The sequence below is a fragment of the Sulfurisphaera tokodaii str. 7 genome (assembly GCF_000011205.1).
Classification (GTDB): Archaea; Thermoproteota; Thermoprotei_A; order Sulfolobales; family Sulfolobaceae; genus Sulfurisphaera; species Sulfurisphaera tokodaii.
Map to the genome: position 1 here is coordinate 2,226,134 of NC_003106.2, position 17,089 is coordinate 2,243,222.

General features: G+C 32.8%; 19 protein-coding genes, 1 tRNA gene and 1 pseudogene. 14 read left to right on the forward strand and 7 right to left on the reverse strand.

Annotated features, from left to right (window positions below; translation table 11 throughout):
• The first annotated feature begins 2 nt into the window (after positions 1–2).
• Genes nuoH through STK_RS12290 form a run of 7 tightly spaced genes read left to right on the forward strand, consistent with a single transcriptional unit; the run spans position 3 to position 8,169 of the window.
• Complete coding sequence (nuoH, locus tag STK_RS12260; protein WP_052846747.1) at positions 3–1,061, forward strand: NADH-quinone oxidoreductase subunit NuoH; 1,059 nt, start codon at positions 3–5, stop codon at positions 1,059–1,061.
• Positions 1,049–1,552 (forward strand): NADH-quinone oxidoreductase subunit NuoI, encoded by a 504-nt coding sequence (gene nuoI / locus STK_RS12265; RefSeq protein WP_052847026.1) that lies wholly within the window; start codon positions 1,049–1,051, stop codon positions 1,550–1,552. Before nuoH ends, nuoI begins: the two co-directional genes overlap by 13 nt.
• The gene (locus STK_RS12270) at positions 1,536–2,033 is read left to right on the forward strand and encodes an NADH-quinone oxidoreductase subunit J family protein (RefSeq protein ID WP_010980302.1); all 498 of its coding nucleotides are present in this window, start codon (positions 1,536–1,538) and stop codon (positions 2,031–2,033) included. Before nuoI ends, STK_RS12270 begins: the two co-directional genes overlap by 17 nt.
• Position 2,034: 1 nt before the next feature.
• Positions 2,035–2,319, forward strand: a complete 285-nt coding sequence (locus STK_RS12275; RefSeq protein ID WP_010980303.1) for an NADH-quinone oxidoreductase subunit K — start codon at positions 2,035–2,037, stop codon at positions 2,317–2,319.
• Position 2,320: 1 nt separating this feature from the next.
• Entirely contained in the window at positions 2,321–5,737 is a 3,417-nt protein-coding gene (locus STK_RS12280) for a proton-conducting transporter membrane subunit (RefSeq protein WP_010980304.1), read from the forward strand.
• Between the two features lie 3 nt (positions 5,738–5,740).
• A complete protein-coding gene (nuoN, locus tag STK_RS12285; protein ID WP_010980305.1) occupies positions 5,741–7,129 on the forward strand; it encodes an NADH-quinone oxidoreductase subunit NuoN in 1,389 nt (462 codons plus the stop codon).
• The gene (locus tag STK_RS12290; protein WP_052846748.1) at positions 7,126–8,169 is read left to right on the forward strand and encodes an inositol-3-phosphate synthase; all 1,044 of its coding nucleotides are present in this window, start codon (positions 7,126–7,128) and stop codon (positions 8,167–8,169) included. Before nuoN ends, STK_RS12290 begins: the two co-directional genes overlap by 4 nt.
• A gap of 20 nt (positions 8,170–8,189) precedes the next feature.
• On the opposite strand, the gene thiI is transcribed toward STK_RS12290, so the two are convergent.
• Together thiI and sepP are read right to left on the reverse strand one after the other, a co-directional pair.
• Positions 8,190–9,296 (reverse strand): tRNA uracil 4-sulfurtransferase ThiI, encoded by a 1,107-nt coding sequence (gene thiI / locus STK_RS12295; protein ID WP_010980307.1) that lies wholly within the window; start codon positions 9,294–9,296, stop codon positions 8,190–8,192.
• Positions 9,297–9,309: 13 nt separating this feature from the next.
• Positions 9,310–9,921 carry an undecaprenyl-diphosphatase SepP gene (gene sepP, locus STK_RS12300; protein WP_010980308.1) on the reverse strand — a complete coding sequence of 204 codons (612 nt, stop codon included), beginning with the start codon at positions 9,919–9,921 and terminating at the stop codon, positions 9,310–9,312.
• A gap of 203 nt (positions 9,922–10,124) precedes the next feature.
• Here sepP and STK_RS12305 point away from each other — a divergent pair, with 203 nt between their 5' ends.
• The 3 genes from STK_RS12305 (at position 10,125) to STK_RS12315 (ending at position 11,640) form a co-directional block, all read left to right on the forward strand.
• Positions 10,125–10,694: a GNAT family N-acetyltransferase gene (locus tag STK_RS12305; protein ID WP_010980309.1), complete on the forward strand. Its 570-nt coding sequence runs from the start codon at positions 10,125–10,127 to the stop codon at positions 10,692–10,694.
• A 386-nt stretch (positions 10,695–11,080) separates the two neighbouring features.
• Complete coding sequence (locus STK_RS12310) at positions 11,081–11,275, forward strand: hypothetical protein (protein ID WP_232616484.1); 195 nt, start codon at positions 11,081–11,083, stop codon at positions 11,273–11,275.
• A 47-nt stretch (positions 11,276–11,322) separates the two neighbouring features.
• On the forward strand, positions 11,323–11,640 hold the full coding sequence (locus tag STK_RS12315; protein ID WP_010980311.1) for a type II toxin-antitoxin system RelE family toxin: 318 nt from the start codon (positions 11,323–11,325) through the stop codon (positions 11,638–11,640).
• Here STK_RS12315 and STK_RS15445 read toward each other — a convergent pair.
• The 3 genes from STK_RS15445 to STK_RS14630 all read right to left on the reverse strand — a co-directional run bounded on the left by STK_RS15445 (position 11,597) and on the right by STK_RS14630 (position 13,058).
• Positions 11,597–11,737 carry a hypothetical protein gene (locus STK_RS15445; protein ID WP_198429698.1) on the reverse strand — a complete coding sequence of 47 codons (141 nt, stop codon included), beginning with the start codon at positions 11,735–11,737 and terminating at the stop codon, positions 11,597–11,599. The two genes, STK_RS12315 and STK_RS15445, sit on opposite strands and share 44 nt — an antisense overlap.
• A 161-nt stretch (positions 11,738–11,898) precedes the next feature.
• Positions 11,899–12,126: a hypothetical protein gene (locus STK_RS12320; RefSeq protein WP_052846749.1), complete on the reverse strand. Its 228-nt coding sequence runs from the start codon at positions 12,124–12,126 to the stop codon at positions 11,899–11,901.
• 377 nt (positions 12,127–12,503) lie between these two features.
• Positions 12,504–13,058 (reverse strand): site-specific integrase, encoded by a 555-nt coding sequence (locus tag STK_RS14630; RefSeq protein WP_010980312.1) that lies wholly within the window; start codon positions 13,056–13,058, stop codon positions 12,504–12,506.
• A 340-nt stretch (positions 13,059–13,398) separates the two neighbouring features.
• Between STK_RS14630 and STK_RS12330 the strand changes: the two genes are divergently transcribed.
• Together STK_RS12330 and STK_RS15020 are read left to right on the forward strand one after the other, a co-directional pair.
• On the forward strand, positions 13,399–14,379 hold the full coding sequence (locus STK_RS12330) for an IS5/IS1182 family transposase (protein ID WP_010980313.1): 981 nt from the start codon (positions 13,399–13,401) through the stop codon (positions 14,377–14,379).
• A 753-nt stretch (positions 14,380–15,132) separates the two neighbouring features.
• A pseudogene (locus STK_RS15020) lies at positions 15,133–15,246 on the forward strand (putative integrase); the annotation flags it as partial.
• 37 nt (positions 15,247–15,283) lie between these two features.
• Here the strand turns inward: STK_RS15020 and STK_RS12335 are convergent.
• Together STK_RS12335 and STK_RS12340 are read right to left on the reverse strand one after the other, a co-directional pair.
• Positions 15,284–15,359 (reverse strand) — tRNA-Asn (locus STK_RS12335).
• Positions 15,360–15,548: 189 nt separating this feature from the next.
• Entirely contained in the window at positions 15,549–16,157 is a 609-nt protein-coding gene (locus STK_RS12340; protein WP_010980315.1) for a hypothetical protein, read from the reverse strand.
• Positions 16,158–16,242: 85 nt separating this feature from the next.
• Here STK_RS12340 and STK_RS12345 point away from each other — a divergent pair, with 85 nt between their 5' ends.
• Positions 16,243–16,668, forward strand: a complete 426-nt coding sequence (locus tag STK_RS12345) for a winged helix-turn-helix domain-containing protein (RefSeq protein ID WP_010980316.1) — start codon at positions 16,243–16,245, stop codon at positions 16,666–16,668.
• Positions 16,669–16,698: 30 nt separating this feature from the next.
• Positions 16,699–17,067 carry a hypothetical protein gene (locus STK_RS12350; protein WP_010980317.1) on the forward strand — a complete coding sequence of 123 codons (369 nt, stop codon included), beginning with the start codon at positions 16,699–16,701 and terminating at the stop codon, positions 17,065–17,067.
• Positions 17,068–17,089 lie beyond the last annotated feature (22 nt).

Consider the following 17,089-nt stretch of genomic DNA (forward strand, 5'->3'; position numbering starts at 1 on the left):
TGGTGGATGTACTTTCAGCTATCAGATATTATTTCTTTTATCCATCTTTTTTTGCAGTAATTATATTTCCAGGATTAATATTTACTACAATAATATTATTACTTACAATATGGTTTGAAAGAAAAGCTGCTGCTCGAGTTCAAATGCGAATTGGTCCTCTATATGTATCAAAAAGGACTGGTGGTATTACACAGTTGATAGCTGATGCTATAAGGTTGGTGTTCTCAGAAATAATTATCCCAACTGGAGTAAATCCTACGCTTTATGTTTTAGCCCCAATATTTCCTATAATATTCAGTTTTATACCAATGGTTCTTATACCATTTTCAGTAATACCCAAAAGTGGTTCAGTATTATCACCATACTTCCATTTCTTCTATGACCCTAACATAAATAGTGGAATCTTTGTAGGTTACTTCTTGCCGTATAATATGATTTTAGTTTTAGGACTATCTTCTGTTGTTCCAGTATTTATATTGCTTCAAGCGTGGGCTACTAATAACAGATTCGCTATTGTAGGTGCAGTTAGGGAAGCCTTATTGTCAGTGTCATATGATGTTCTTTTAGTAATGTCAGTTGTTGCAATTGCAATAGAATATCATACGTTAGATATTGCTAAGGTTGTAGAATCTGGAATACCTGGCATCGTTGCTAATCCTCTAGCTGCTATCGTTTTTCTAGTCGGTATGCTAATGGGAACTGGAAGATTTCCGTTTGAAATTGTTGAGGCTGAGAGTGAATTAGTTGTAGGCCCTTCAACAGAGTATAGTGGCTTTTTATTCGTTTTAGCGATGGGAGGAAGCTATATTTCGACTTTTGCATTATCATTTGTTTTCTCTGATCTCTTCTTGGGCGGATGGCTTCCGTTAAATGGTTTACCAGGGGCTTTAATAAATACAATAAAGGCTATAATTGTTTTATGGTTTACTGTGTTTTTAAGAGGTGTTTATGGCAGATATAGGATTGATCAAGCCTTAAGGGGTTCTTGGAAATATTTACTTCCCGTAGCTTTTGCCTCTTTAGTTTTAGGTTTGGTGGTGGGATGGTTATGGATAAAGTAAAAGAATATAAAAAAGAAAAAAATCCGTTTAGATTATTTGTAGATCATTTAAATGCAGTAGGAACTGGAATAAAGTATATGATACAACCTCAAAGAATAACGTTAAAATATCCAGAAGAATCGCTAACATTACCAACTGGTTATAGAGGAATGATAAGGTTATACAAAGATATTTGTATAGGGTGTACTTTATGTGCATTAATTTGTCCAGCAGACGCAATGAAAATGGTAACTGAGGGAGGAAAGAAGTTTCCCTCAATTAACTATGGTAGGTGTGTATTCTGTGGTTTTTGTGTTGATGTGTGTCCAGTTGACGCCTTAAAAGAAACTAGGGTTCATGATGCTGTATTTACCAATAGGAGAGATTTAGTATTTAGACCAGATAGGTTCGATCAAGATTTTGATCAACCGATACCTTCTCAAGGTATAGTGAAAAAAGTTAGAGCTGTTGTTGACGAAAAGAAGGGGATCAAATATGTCCCTGATGAGTGATTTTCAAGTTTCATTTTTTGTATTTTTTGGAATAATAAGTATTGCTTCTGCACTGTTTATAACTAGGCAAAAGAACGTATTTTATGCAGCGATAGGTCTAATATTTTTAGGAATATCCGTTGCTGCTATGATAGCGTTAATTAATTTTGCTTACTCGTTTTATTCAGCATTTCATATTTTACTCTATGTTGGTTCAACTGTAGTGTTTTTAGCAATTTCTCTAGTAATGTTTAGAGGGTTAAATGTTAAAGAGGTTAAAATAAGTTGGGCTCCTATAATAGCGTTGCTTGTTGGTGTTTTCGTATTTATTGATATATTTGCTACTTTCTCTAGTATAACACCAGTCTCAACATTAGAGGTCTTTAGTTTACAAACTTTAGCTAATGAAATTTTACAAAACTATTGGTTCCCAGCACTTATCTTAATAATAGCACTTTTAACAACCATGATTGAGGCTATATCTCTCGCACGGAGGGATTAATATGATTCTTCCTTACTTTGGTTTGGTTATAGGTATAATCCTTGGAAGTATAGGAGTATATGGATTGCTAAATAGTAAAAATATAGTAAGAATACTTCTGTCATCAGAAATTATATTTAATTCTTCAATACTACTTGTTTTTTCAGCTTCTGCTATACTAGGTAGAGTTTATCTTCCTATTGTTTTTTCTATTTTTGCTGTTAGTATGGGATTAGTCGAAGTTGTAGTCGCTTTTGCAGCTATAATTCTTTATTATAGAAATAAAAATTCTCTAGAGGTGGAATAAGATGATATCACTGTTTGTTTTCGTTATATCTTTTATTGTTGCATCAATAATATTTTTTATAAAAGATAAAAGAATATCTGGGGTACTCTCTTTCTTGTCTATAGTAATTAATGTCTATTTCTTATTTAGATATGGTTTATTTTATGAGTTTTATGTTACTAATTATGTAGGTAATTTTGGGTTCACGGTTAATGACTTAAACTATCCTCTTATAATCACAATTTTAGTCGTCACTTTAGTTACTGTTTACTACTCTCAAAGATATATGGAGAAAAGATTTCATGAACTAGGTTATGGCAATTGGGGATTATATTATGCGTTATATTCACTTTTCGCAATCTCAATGTTTTATGTAGTAATTTCGATTAACTTATTAGAACTCTATATATTCCTAGAAATATCTCTAATTACATCATTTCTCTTAATTTTACTTTATGGATATGGAGATAGAAGAAGGATAAGCTTATTATACTTTATATGGACTCATGTAGGTACTATTTTAACCTTAGCCTCAATAGTTATTTTAGGTTTAGTCAGCGGAAAAATGGATATTTATAGTAGTTTTGGTGAAATATATAATTATTCCACTATAGCTTATGCTCCCTTGATTTTTATAGCTGGAGTAATAGGTATGTTTATTAAAGGTGCTCAAGCGGGGTTTAATATTTGGCTTCCTTATGCACATGGCGAAGCACCTACACCAATTTCTATACTCTTAAGTCCTAACATGGTAGGATTAGGCATATTTGTAGTCATAATCTATTATTACTTGTTCCCATCATTTTCATTCTTAGCTCCTATATTCATAGCTTGGGCAATAATAACTATGATATATGGAGGCATCAATGCTCTTGCCCAAAGGGATTTCAAAAGGTTTTTAGCATATTCTAGTGTGTCACAGATGGGTTATATGTTACTGGGTGCTTCAATCTCCTTTTTCATAGGGTTAAAATCTTCAGTTTTGACATTACCTCTTGGAATAATAGCTTCAGTATTAATTTATGCATCTCACGGTTTTGGGAAAGCATTACTCTTCATGAGTGCTGGAGCAGCTATAACTGAGCTGGAAGAGAGGGATATAGAAAAATTAGGTGGACTTTATCTGGTTTCTCCATTACACACTACATTGGCATTTATAGGTATTCTTAATATTTTAGGACTACCGCCAACAGTAGGTTTAGTTAGTGAAGTTTTATTACTAATGTCTGCGGGGCAATTAGTGCCATTAATTGGTGAAGGTTTCTTTGTGCTTCTTGTTGCACTACTGATGATAGCAATAGGAATGTCTTCGGGTTATGCTACTTACTTATTTAAGAAGGTTTATTCAAACATCAAAGAAAGAAAACAAAGTTTAGACAATGCCTATGAGTACTCAATTCCAATGATAATAACAGCGATAGTTAGTGTTATATTCTTCTTCCTCCCAGAATTTATGGCCCATTCATTAAGTAATTTTATTCAAACTTTTTCTACTAATTCTTTAAATCTTTTCTTCATAGTATTCCTACCAGCTATAGGATCTTTAATAGCACTTATTGTTCCAATGAATCAAGATACTAGAGGAGGTATAGTTACAGCATTAATAGGTATATCAATGATTTTAGCAATTATTAACTTGATAAACTCTGTTCATTCACCATTATTTGTTCCACAAAGTATTACCACAGTATTTAGCTACTTTACATTTAGCTCTTCACTTTTACAAGCACTTTTAGGTGTTTTTGTATCTTCACTAGCTTTCTTCATTTCAATGTATAGTATAGGTTATATGAAAGAGGATAGCGTTTTAAGGAGATATTGGGGATTTTTCGGTTTCTTTGTTTCTTCAATGTTGGCTGTAATATATGCAGATAATGTGTTACTATTCTTAGCTGGTTGGGAGGGAACCAGTCTTGCATCCTATGGCCTAATTAGCTATTGGCTGGATGACAATGAGAGGAATGTTGTAGGTGACTTTGGTAGAAAAGTGTTCGGGATAGAATACTTATCAAGACCTACAACTAGCGGAATAAGGGCAATGATATTTACTAGAATTGGAGATGTAGGCTTAATAGTAGGTTTGGGTTACTTAATGTATTTGACTACTTTGTCAGACTATTCTGGTATAACTACTATTTATAGTGGTTTATTTTCAGTCTTACACTTAATATATAATCTTCCTTATGGTTGGGTAATTTTACTCTTAATGTTCTTAGGAGGTCTAGGTAAAAGTGCTCAATTCCCATTAACTCAGTGGTTATTAACAGCCATGACTGGTCCAACACCTGTTAGTGCCCTAATACATGCAGCAACAATGGTTAATCTGGGTGCGATTTTAACATTCTTTGTATACCCCTTCTTAGTTTATCCAAATCCTCAAACAACACTATTTATGAGTATTATGGTAGGAATCTCAATGTTTACTGCAATCTATACAAGTACATCTGCATTGGCTTCAAATGAACAAAAATTAATTTTAGCTTATTCCACAGCCGATCAGATTTCACTAATGATTTTATCGTCTTCAATAGGAGGTTTACTTGCCTCATTAACTTCTAATCTTAACTATCTATATGCTGGAATCTTAATTGGTTTTATACAAATGTTAGCCCATGGAACATATAAAGCTTCATTATTCATGAATGCGGGTAGTGTAATTCATTTTACTGAAAATAGATATGTAGGAGTATTCAAAGGTTTGTATAGAAAATTAAAGAGTGTATTTGTGCTTCAATTACTAGCTGCACTTAATCTCGCAAGTATACCACCATTGATAGGGTTCTGGGCACACGACTTAATTGGTGTTCTAGCTTCTAACACTTCATTATTCCCACTATATGTAATAACTGAGTTTTTAGGTGGCGTCTATATAATTCGTTATGTAATTAAAGCATTTTTATGGAAGAATGGTGAAGATGCGGAAGAAGAGGGTCATGTTCATCCACTGATGATTATATCTCCAGCAATATTAGTTATTACATCAATAATACTTGGTGCTGTATTTTTGACCTCTCTTGTCCCATTTTTCACAAGTATAGGTCTAAGTAGTTCATTCATATCCCTAGATTTACCATCAGTTCTGCTGGCTATTTTAGGTGTTATTATAGCATTAGCCTTGTATCTAAATGGTTTAGATCTAGGGAAATATTCTGGAGTAAGACCATTAGTTGACTTCTTATACTATGGTTGGTTTGTTAATCCAGCGTTTGACAAATTTGGGATTGCAGGATATAGGTTTGCTAAAGGTGTTTATGAAAAGTTTGAATATGGCGTTATTGATTTATCATTAAATATGCGATTACCTCAAGGACTCATAAGGGCAGGAAACAGTATTTTCAAGAAGACTGAAACAGGGATTTTGCGTGATTACATTTTTATGTATTTAATAGGCCTTGTAATTCTTGCTTTTATCATAATCTTTTTCATTATGGGGGTGTAAAATATGATACTTCAATATATTCCCATAGTTCTTCCTTCAATTTTAATAGTATTTTCATCTATAGCTGTTCTATATATTGATAATGGTACTAGAAGCAGATATATTATAGCAGTCGATTTATCTATTGGTACTCTGCTGGTTTCTTTTTTAACTCTAATAATTTTTTACGGGTTAGGATATTATGGCTACTCTCTTTTTTCTTCTACTCTTTACTTATCTAATTTCGGATATTTTATTGCAGTATCCGCAATATTAGCTACAATAATAGTTATTTATGGAGGAATGGAAAGCTTAGAGCCTATTAAGACTAGATCCTCTTTCTTATCCTTAGCGATGTTAACAGATTTAGGCGTAATTTATTTAGGTTTCGCGTATAGTGTAATTACCATACTAGCATCATGGGGTATAGCATCTGCAGCAACTTATGTAATTGCAATGATTAGGAAGGACTACTCTTCGACTATTGCTGGAGTAAAATACTTAATTATGGGGTTACTCTCAAGCTCTCTAATGGTTTTAGGTTTCGCATTCTTCATTTTAGGAATTGGTTCTCTATCATTAGATGCTACTATAAACTACCAAACTTTAGTAATATTAGGTATTATGTTTCTTTCAATAGCTTTCCTCTTTAAAGTAGGGGCTTTTCCATTTCAAGCATGGCTTCCAGATGTATACTCTATGTCAGACAGAATATCTGTAGCTTTTGTATCAAGTGTAGGTAAAATAGTAGGTATTGCACCTCTCTTTGATATAATCTATTTCTTAAAACCATCTGGTATAGTAGGATTCTCCATATTCGTAATTTTTGCTTTGATTACAGTAATGAGCCTAATATTTGGAAATATAGTAGCTTTCTCGAGGCAAGATTTTGCGTCAATGTTAGCATATAGTAGTATTACCCAAGTGGGGTTTATGTTAATTGCAATAACTATGCTACCTTATAATCCAACTGTTTCTACTAGTGGATTAATGGTTTATTTATTAGCTTACTCAATAGCTCAAGCTGGTTTATTTATTGCTTTATCCCATATAGAGAAAGTTAGCGGAACTAGTTATATTGAAGGTTTTAGAGGAATGAGTTCTAGTGATAAAGCTTTAGCATTCGCGCTTTCAATATTACTCCTAAGCTTATTAGGTATACCGCCAATATTAGGATTTTGGGCTAAATTATTTGTTCTAGAAGCATCATTCTCACAGCCGTGGTTAACTGTTATTGGGTTTTTGAATAGTGCTGTATCAGCTGGATACTATATACCGCCAATTAGAGAAATTTTTAGAGAAGGAGAGTTTAGGAATGTAAATTCTACAGAAAGAGATGCAGCAATTATAGCATCAATTTTAAGTATAGCTTTGGGTATAGTAGCACCATTGATAGTAGGTGTTATATCTTGATTAAGGTTGCAATTTTTGGCGTAGGAAATGTTGCAAGTGCTCTTTTACAAGGTCTAGAATGGCTAAAGGAAGGAAAAAATTTACCAGGATTGTTAGATCTTAGTATTTCGCCTACGGAGATAGAAATTGTAAAGGCTTTCGATATAGATAAAAGAAAAGTAGGGAAAAAGATATCTGAAGCTATTTTTATGAAACCTAATGTAGTAAAAAAATATGTAGATGTAAAATCGGACATTATTGTTGAGAGAGGACCAACATTAGATGGACTAGAAGGTTCATTATCTAACATTATCGAAGAATCTGAAGAGAAGCCGGTCGATGTTGAAAGTGAATTAAAAGATGTTGATGTTTCAATAAGTCTATTACCAGCTGGTACACAACAAGCTAATGAATATTATGCAAGTGCATCACTTAACGCTAATGTAGCTTTCATCAATGTAACACCTGCGGAAATAATTAATATATATGCTCCTAAATTTGCTGAGAAGAAAATACCATTATTTGGTGATGATTTGTTAAGTCAAATAGGCGGAACAATTTTACATACTGGTATTATAGAGTTTTTAAAAAGTAGAGGAGTGAAAGTAATAAGAACATATCAAATTGATATTTCAGGAAATACAGAGACTTATGTTACATTAGAAGAATGGAGAAAAGATTTGAAAAAAGGAATTAAATCAAATTTTATTTCATCTCATGCTGATGATGCTCAAGTAATTGCAGGTACTTCAGATTATGTAGAATTTTTAGGAGATAGAAGAGTAAGTTACATGAGTATTGAAGGGATATACTCATTTGGTGTTCCATTTAAACTAGATATTTCGTTTAAAACAGAAGATGCTCCTAACGCTGTAGTACCTTTAATAGATTTAATAAGATTAGCTAAAATAGCTAAAGATAATGGAATTGGTGGCGCAATACCACAGATCTGTGGATACTACTTCAAGAGACCGCCAAAAATTTATTCTTCGTTACAAGAAGCTAAACATGAGTTACTTAATTTTGTTAAGATGATGACTGAACCCCGGCTAGATCGATGATATAGCCGTGTGAGAGCTGATTAGACTTCAACAACTTCTGCTTCATCAATAAGTTTTTCATATTCAATGTTTACTTGTTTTTCACTCTCTAATACTTCCTCTAGATTTGCACTTGTTGTTGACTTACTTGATATTGCACAATATTCTGGTAACTTTGATGAGTACTCGTAAGTGCCCACTTTACGTGATAATTCTATGATTTCTTCTTTGTCAAATCCTATAAGCGGTCTAAAGATTGGAATATTAATATCGTACTCTGTAACAAATAAGTTTTTCATAGTTTGAGAAGAAACTTGTGATAATGACTCACCGGTAGTTACTGAATAAGCATTTATCTTCTTAGCTAGCAATTCTGCAGTCTTATACATTATGCGCTTTAGTACAACTACTCTAATATATCTTTTTACACCAGCTAATGCAGAAAGAACCTTAATTCCGTTAACGAAATAAACCTTAATTTTATGACCACTATTCCACTCAGACAAGATCTTTACTTCATCTAACACTATCTTCTTGTGTACTTCTCCGCCTAGTTTAAAATTAAGCAAAGTTACTGATGAACCTCTTTTCATCATCATCCATGTAGCTATTGGAGAATCAAAACCCCCTGAAAACAATACAATAGTTCTACCAGTAGTTCCTATGGGTAATCCCCTGGCCCCTTCATACACTTTATCATAAACATAAGCATAATCTTGCCTAATATCTACATGGATCTCTATTTCTGGGTTTTCAAGATCAACACCAGAAGAATAGGGATAAAGACTGCTTCCAATAACTTTTGCTGCATCTAAACTGGTAAAATTATGTTTACCTACCCTTCTAACCCTTATAGCAAATTTCTTTCCTTTTACCTTTTCAGCATACTTATTCTTTACAAAATCTACTATATCTTGTAATTTTGAAAATGAAATTACATCAGCAGGAGAAAATGACGCTATGCCAAATACTTTACTTAACTTACTGAAATCTCCCTTAGTATTTAAAATAATATAACCTTGATCAATACTAACTTCTTCTACATCTATAACATTCTTAATATTATTTATAAGTGCGTGTTCAAAGTTTTTCCTTGATCGTGGAGATTTTATACCTATTTCTCCAGCTAGCCTAACAATAATTATCATTAATTATATCATCTCATGAAACTTTAAATAGCTTCTCTATAGGCCTAAGTATTCCCTTGCTCTCCATATCAACGGTAAAATAAGCTATCCAGGAACCTAAGAGCCAACCACCTAGAATATCAATAGGCCAATGAACACCAACATAAACTCTAGAATAAGATACTATCAAAGCTTCAATGAAAAAGGGAATCCATAACCATCTAGGAGAAGTTTTATATAATACCATAGCACCATCACCTACAATTAAAGCGTGACCAGAAGGATAACTATAATCATGTGGAGGCGGAACTAAAAGGTCAGCATGTATATAATAGAAAGGCCTTAATTGAGCCATAATTATTTTACTAGCTTCACCTAAGATAATAGCTAAAATAAAGGAGGCAGCAAGTGTTATAGCAATTCTTCTAGTCCTTTTAAATATTAAAAGAATAGCAGTTAAAGGAATCCACACATATTCTCTTCCATACTTAGAAAAAAATACAAAGAAGGAATTCAGTAAAGCTATTTGGTGGTAATTAATTATCTTAAAAAGTAAAACATTTAGGGGGAAATTATATTCTCCAATAATTTTTAGGTAAATTGAGAGAATAATGAAAATAAATAAAAGGAACCAATATTTACGCATACTAAATAAGCTGAGAAAAAAGATTATAAAATTATTACTAAGGCTAACTAGCAATAGATATTATGTGATTTTATCATATCGTTTTAGCTTATTAAGGTTATTACAATTTGCTTCTATATTGGAATAGTGATAAATTATATGAAATTTTTATATTAATCATTTAGGAATATAAAAATAAAATATTAAAAGCTATAACTAATCTTATGCTGATAGAGGGAAGGAATATAAAAGTTATTAAAGCGGGAGAAGAATATGCAGAGAAATTTTTTGAATATTTGCAGATTTTAAAGGATGACCCCGACAACTATACTATAATAAGATATGAGGACGTAAAGTTAGAAAACGTAAAGAAGATAAAATGGAATGACAATCCAATGTTCCTAGCAGTTGCGGAGGAGAAAGTTATTGGTTCGGTTCAGTTAATAAGGGGAAAATACTTTGGGTTAAACAAACAACCTCATGTTGCTGAAATTGCTTATTCTATAGCTAAAGAATTTAGAGGTAAGGGATTGATTTACGCACTAATATATAAAGCTCTTAAAGAAATGCATGAAATTAAGATTATAACTGCCTGGGTAGATGAGAGGAATTTAAGATCTCAGAAAGTATTGGAAAAGTTAGGCGCTAAATTATTATGCAAAATAAATAACTTTATGTATTCTTTAAGGGAGGGAATTTATGTTAATATGCTGTTTTATTCAGGAAATGTGGAAGAAATGACGAAAAGAGCTAAAGAAGAGGCAAAGAGAAAAGGTGTTAGGGAATTTTTATGAAGTTATTTATATAAAAACTTGAGTTTTTATATATTTGATGAATTTTGCCTTTCTCTTTTGACTTCACAACTAAGTATTTCAATAGTCTTGTGGCAATGTCAATGTGTAATTATTGTGAATAAAGTAAAAAGTCATAAAACGCATTTGCTTAGAATTAAATTCACTTAATTACTAAGAGTATGATAATATAAAATCAGTTTATTAAATATAACTGAAAATAATCTCTTAATTTTTCATAATCAAGGATAAGAGAGAACTTTTCTAGTAAAGAGTTCTTACATTTTATAATCTAGATATAATCTCATTAAGTATTATTATGCCAGTTAGGTTATGTAATATTTGTTTTTCATATAAAAATTTTGTTAATAAAGTAAATTATGTTAATTATGCATTGGACGCTCTCAGATATGTTTACTGAAGCTGGGGTTTATGTGAAGAAAAATGGAAAATGGAGGATGTTTGCATTAGCCCACTATAAGTATGATAACCCCTGTAAATGGTTTAGCAATCTTTGCTGGTTTCATACTCCTATTAATTGTATATTATATTATTCACCAATATTATTTCTGATGAAATATTAAACGAAAATAGAAGGATTTTTAAATTAGTTTTTCCTTCTTATTTTATCGTGGTTTGTGAGAAGTGGGAATTAAAGTTCATGTTTAGGAAGAGGATAAATGACCTTGAAGAGTTATCAGAGTTTTTAGCTAGTGAATTTCCTCATGAAGAGGTAGTAATGTTGATCTTTGATAAGCTGTATTTGCTTAGGGAGGACCCTAAGAAATACGCTAGGGAGAAATTAAAGAATCAAACCGATAAGGACGGGAGGCCTTTATTCTCGATAGAAGTAACCGGAGATATAAGGATAATTTATAGTTTTGACTCAAAAGGTTGTACAGTTTTTATTTGGAGGATTGGGAAGCATAAGAAGGCTTACCGTTTCTAGCCCTAACTTTCTTAAGCGTTAACTCCTTTAACTTTTCTAACTCCTCATCACTTTCAATTGTTACGTAATAGTATTCCCCATCTCTTCCACTCTTCATAATTATATGTTTGTTACAAGCATTAAAAAGGATATGGTAATTATTCTCATTGAATTTTGAAAAATTGGATTGAATATACTAAATCTGCATATATGGGATCCGATGGGGAAAATGATGCTTGAAATAAATTCAGTTTAGTTCGTAATTTACTGAGAAAAATTCTATTTAACTTTCTTTTCTAACTCCTCAACCCTTCTCTTTAACTCCTGGACTTCCTTAATCACCTCTTCCAGGCTCATTTTATTTCCTTCCTTTTCCCTCATGTAGCACTCAAAAGCATCTTTCAATACTTCATAAACGCTTACTTTCCTCTTCTCAGCTTCATCAACTATCTTCTTCCATAACTCCTCATCGGGGAAGTAAACTGACTTGTAACCGGGTCTAGGCATTTTACCTCAATATACTTTATTGTACTTTAATATAAAAACTTTATTGTACCATAATGTACCACAAAATTTAAATATATGAAAGTATAATATGGTACATGACGGGGTCAAATGGTGATGAGGGACGACGGAATAACGCATGATGAGCCTGTTACGGGCTGACCCCGCCTCATACTTCTTTGTACTTTATAACTAATAACTTTAATCCTGCCCAGATCTCAAAAATTTTTCCTTATTTGAGCAAACTCTTGTGATAATGGAAAAAGGATTAAAATTTCTTTAATCCTACTGGAAAGTGATTAATACTTTTGAGCAAGTATACTTCTTTTAACCATTTAGCAGTATTTTGGTGCAGAAATGAAATATACGCTCTTTTTGTTTCACTCTCTTTTCATTATTTTGATAATTCTATGCTCTATGTCTATCTGGTCGATTTTAAGGCTCAGAACTTCCCCTACTCTTAAACCAGTATCTGCTAAAATCAACAAGAGGGCTTTAGCTCTTAAGTCATCGATATTTTTGAAAATCTTCTTTAGTGTATCTAATGATAAGGGAGGAGGCTTATAATTAAACTTCCTTTTAGGTAATTTGAAGGAATCATATAATTCTTTTGCTACTCTGGAATTTTTCGATTTTATTATTTCCTTAATAAATAGTTTGAGAGCCATTGCATAGTGCTTATTTGATGCAGACTTCATATAGTCGCCTAAGTACTGCCAAATTAAATTAATGAAAAAGTTCCGGAGCCCTTTATCTCTTACCGCTTTAATAATAACACTTAAAGCAATAGTCGGGTCTACCACTACGGTCCTTAAGCCATGAATTATATCTGAGAGTTCTTCAATTGTAAGGAGTTCTGCACGCTTCTCAATTACTTCATCTGGGATCCTCTGTATTTTTCCGTTAACGTAACGGTTTAATTTACTCCTATTCACTCTAACTTGTCGTGATACGTATGATAGTGCATGTTTCTCTATAGCCTTTTGGATTATCTTTAACTTCTTCTCATCATCTAACTTTGAAACGTCGATTTTTGGGCATGTTCACTAAGTAGTGTGTATTACATTATTGCATATTTACCCTTTGCTTTTGCATTAACGTAATATTCTATAAAAGGAGAAGAACGTAAAATGGCGCCGCGGGCAGGACTCGAGAGAGCGTCCAATGTGTAATTAACGTAATTTACTTTATTAACAAAATTTTTATAGAAAAAGCGAGAATTACAGAACCCAATTGGATAATAATGCTTAAGGGGGATTACGCCTAGGTTATACAATGGGCATCGAAATTTACCAAAGCGTAATCCCCCAATTGGGTTGGAAGAGTAAATATCTTTTGGATTGCGAGGAGATCTTGAAAGATGATGTGATCAGAAGGGAGTTTGAGGGTTTCAAGTTCACTCAATATGACCCCTTGACTTACTTGAAGATGCTGATTGTTATGGTACTCTATAGAGAGTCTTATAGGGGGACAATTGAACTCGCAGCTACAAATATTGTGGTAAAGCGTTTCCTCAAAGTTAAAGAGATCCCATCAAAGTCCTCACTACACTGGTTTGTCCACAAGTTTGGTGACAGAATAAGGGATTTACTCCTCAAGGTATTTAGAAGATTTGAATCACTCGTTGAAGAAGAACAACTCCCAACACATCATCTACTAGCAGAGGAGAAGTTTGGAAGGGATATAAGGTTACTTGACAGTTTTCCCGTTGAGTTACCTAATGGTAAGAAGAGTATTGAGACTCATATTGAGAAGTTATTGCTTGATTTGAGGGAGATTGATTCTAAGAGGAAGCCTCATGAGGTGCTTGCTTCACTTGATGAGGGAAAGAGGGAGGAGCTTTTCTCCCATTTCCCTAGGGATTATACTGTTAGGGAGCATGAGGGGAGTTGGGGTAGGAAGTGGGGTAGGGCTTGGTTTGGGGGGAAGTGTTTTGCTGAGGTTTCTTCTAAAACCCTTATGGTATCTAAGGTTGAGTTAGTTTTAGCTAATGTTTCTGATTCGAGGTCTCCTATTGTGCCTAATGTGGTTACGCTTGTGGATAGGGGGTTTGTGGAGAGGGGTAAGGTAATTAGGGCTAGAAAGGGTTTGGGAGTTTTGAGGAGTGGTGTTGAGTTTTTTGGGATTTTTCTCAAGGAGCACATGAGGTGTTATGCTAGGAGTTTAGAGGTGTTGAATACTTTCGCTAATCTCGTAGGTTTAGCTTATAATATTCAGCGGTTTAGGGCTCTTAGGAAGAGGCGAGTCTTACACTAGAAAAACTCTGTGTGAAAGCATGTTAGAAAAGTTCTCTCAGCTTGGATTATCGAAAATTGCGAGATTATTTGTAATTGTATTTAATAAACTGATTTTATATTATCACACTTGTCGTAATTAAGTGAATTTAATTCTGAGCAAACGTTTTTTATAACTTTTTACTTTATTTAGTTATTTACATTAATTACACATTGGACGCTCTCACGAGACAACTGTTGATGAGGTTAAGGAATTCCTAAATTATATTAAGGAAAATAATAATGCTATAAAGGAGTTTACAGAGATAGTCCAAGACTTTGGAGACCGTGATAAGGCAAATAGGTTCATAAAGTTCTGCCAAGACCACAGGTTTTGTGAACCGAGAGGAATGGATATTTTCGAAATTCATCTCTAACACGGCGGGGTTGAATTTTTTGAAATTCAATTTTTCAACTATCATGTACATTTTATGGCACGGTTTCCCAAAAAAATGTTATAATTTCTTTTCGTTTTGCACGCCGTGAGCGAAAAAATAATATAACAAAATTTTGGGAAATCGTGCCATAAGTAGTCAGTCTCGTGATATTATTACTAAGCTCTTGTTAAAATTCAATGCAAAAAATCGAATTTATCTAACGACTCCCACGCCACTCAATGCCCCCCGTGATTTATTCAATTTTTTGCTTTGTTAAGGAATCTTTATCACAAACTTTCAACTCCACGACTGATTTGATAATTATCAACGCTTTTAAGCTGAGGGCGTGATAATAGATTATGGGTAATAAAGTTTTCACTTTTGGTGATATCAGAATAAGGGAAGTTAAGGGAAAGTATTATGTTTACTTAATAGAGAAGGACAATGAAGGTAAGAGAAGGGACCGTTACTTGGGTCCTTTATCTGAGGTCGTGCAATTTTATGTTAAAATGGCGCCGCGGGCAGGACTCGAACCTGCGACCACCGGGTTAACAGCCCGGCGCTCTGCCAGCTGAGCTACCGCGGCACATATATATAAATCATTTTATCTTTTATGATTTTCGTTTGTTAATGAGAGTAGATTCACTTTAGTATTTAGGTACTTCTTGTTTGTTATATTTTATTCTCCTTCTGATAATTTTTACTCTTTTCATGAAACTACAATGGGGCTCTTTTCATTTAAGTATAAAGAGGGAAGATAGCTACTGAGGGTAGTTTAATTAATTAATACTATAACATATTGTATTTCAAAGAACTTTGTATCCCAAATAGGGAGTAAAATAAGTGTACCAGATTTAACGTTTCCTACATGTGCTGTCACGTTATATAATATAAACCCATTTAATGATTGGTTAAGTTGAGTTACGCTAAAGTTATATAAATAACCACTTATCTGGTCTGTATAAATTGAATCATTATATAGTTTATAATATGATATGTTAAAATAGAGTTTAAATGATATAGTAGAGTTAGGTGATGTAACTATGAAATTTGGTTGGATAAAGAATACGTTTTTTTCTTGTGATAATGGTGATATAAATTCTTGTGCTTGCGTACTACCGTAAGAAATATTATATCGAGTTATTGTACCATTCAATCCAGCTAACATTGCACTTATAGACTTAGAATAACTAACATTGCTTAATACATATACAGGTGGTATTTTATTATTTTCAGTTTCTCCATTATTCTTTTGTACTATGATTCTATTGGGAGAAGAGGCTCCGTAATAACCATAGTAATATGAGGTAGCATAAAGCACGATAAATGCTATCACTAGAGAAAATAGTACGCCGGCTATAGCGGCTACTAATAATTTATTCATATGTTAGTTTTATGTTTGAAATACTTTAAATAACTATTCCAATCATCAAGGAAAATTTTATTTTAGGATAATATGACATAAATATATGGAATTAGAGTTATCACCGCCAACTAAAAGAGTTTATTATTATTTGTTAAAGAAGAAGGAGGCTACTTTGAGGCAAATCCAAGAAGATCTAGGTTTTGCTTCAGTAAGTGCAGTTAGATATCACATAAAGAAGCTCTTAGAATATGGTTTAGTTAAAGAGACATTAGATGGGAAATATACTATTAATAAAATAATTTTAGATGATGATTATATAGTAATTTTCAATAATATTTTACCCAAAAGTATATTCTTTGCCTCATTCTTCTTAACCTCTACTATTCTTCTTATTCTTCTTATGTTTTCTCACCCATTCGCTATGGAAATATTTGCTTCTCTAATTAGTTTTATGGCTAGTGGTGTATTTCTTTTAGATGCTATTAAGAGATATCTTAGATTCGAAAGGACCATAAAGAGTGGGGAATAATTTTATTAATTTTAAAAATAATTAAATATTATGTCTCAACAATTTAATCCAATCGAGGTAGCAAAACTTCCCTACACAAAAAGAAACGAAATATTAAATTCAACTTTACAATTTTTGCTCTCATTAGATGAAAATACTATAGTCAAAACGCTGACAGACGTTCTTACTGTTTTAGCTTCAAAAGCTACTGATGAAGAGTATAAAAATTGGTGTGATAGCATGTTAAGGTTAGTTTCTATGTATGATGACAAGGTAATTAAGGCTATAGTAACACTAAGAATGAAAGCTGTAAGTAATTTACCAAAGAATTTAGCTGAGAGAGACAGTAAAATATTGAATGAGGTATTAAGTAATTTAGATCCTTCAGTTAAAGAAAAAATAATTAGAAATATTAAATAATCAGCCGGGGATATTCTACTCA

Coding starts and splice junctions, on each gene's coding strand:
- thiI (WP_010980307.1), bottom strand. CDS start 9,296: ATGATAATTATTGTTAGGCTAGCTGGAGAAATAGGTATAAAATCTCCA.
- STK_RS12310 (WP_232616484.1), top strand. CDS start 11,081: ATGCATTGGACGCTCTCAGATATGTTTACTGAAGCTGGGGTTTATGTG.
- nuoI (WP_052847026.1), top strand. CDS start 1,049: ATGGATAAAGTAAAAGAATATAAAAAAGAAAAAAATCCGTTTAGATTA.
- STK_RS12330 (WP_010980313.1), top strand. CDS start 13,399: ATGGGCATCGAAATTTACCAAAGCGTAATCCCCCAATTGGGTTGGAAG.
- nuoN (WP_010980305.1), top strand. CDS start 5,741: ATGATACTTCAATATATTCCCATAGTTCTTCCTTCAATTTTAATAGTA.
- sepP (WP_010980308.1), bottom strand. CDS start 9,921: ATGCGTAAATATTGGTTCCTTTTATTTATTTTCATTATTCTCTCAATT.
- STK_RS12270 (WP_010980302.1), top strand. CDS start 1,536: ATGTCCCTGATGAGTGATTTTCAAGTTTCATTTTTTGTATTTTTTGGA.
- STK_RS12275 (WP_010980303.1), top strand. CDS start 2,035: ATGATTCTTCCTTACTTTGGTTTGGTTATAGGTATAATCCTTGGAAGT.
- STK_RS15445 (WP_198429698.1), bottom strand. CDS start 11,737: ATGAAGAGTGGAAGAGATGGGGAATACTATTACGTAACAATTGAAAGT.
- STK_RS12280 (WP_010980304.1), top strand. CDS start 2,321: ATGATATCACTGTTTGTTTTCGTTATATCTTTTATTGTTGCATCAATA.
- STK_RS12320 (WP_052846749.1), bottom strand. CDS start 12,126: ATGCCTAGACCCGGTTACAAGTCAGTTTACTTCCCCGATGAGGAGTTA.
- STK_RS12345 (WP_010980316.1), top strand. CDS start 16,243: ATGGAATTAGAGTTATCACCGCCAACTAAAAGAGTTTATTATTATTTG.
- STK_RS12305 (WP_010980309.1), top strand. CDS start 10,125: ATGCTGATAGAGGGAAGGAATATAAAAGTTATTAAAGCGGGAGAAGAA.
- STK_RS12350 (WP_010980317.1), top strand. CDS start 16,699: ATGTCTCAACAATTTAATCCAATCGAGGTAGCAAAACTTCCCTACACA.
- STK_RS12340 (WP_010980315.1), bottom strand. CDS start 16,157: ATGAATAAATTATTAGTAGCCGCTATAGCCGGCGTACTATTTTCTCTA.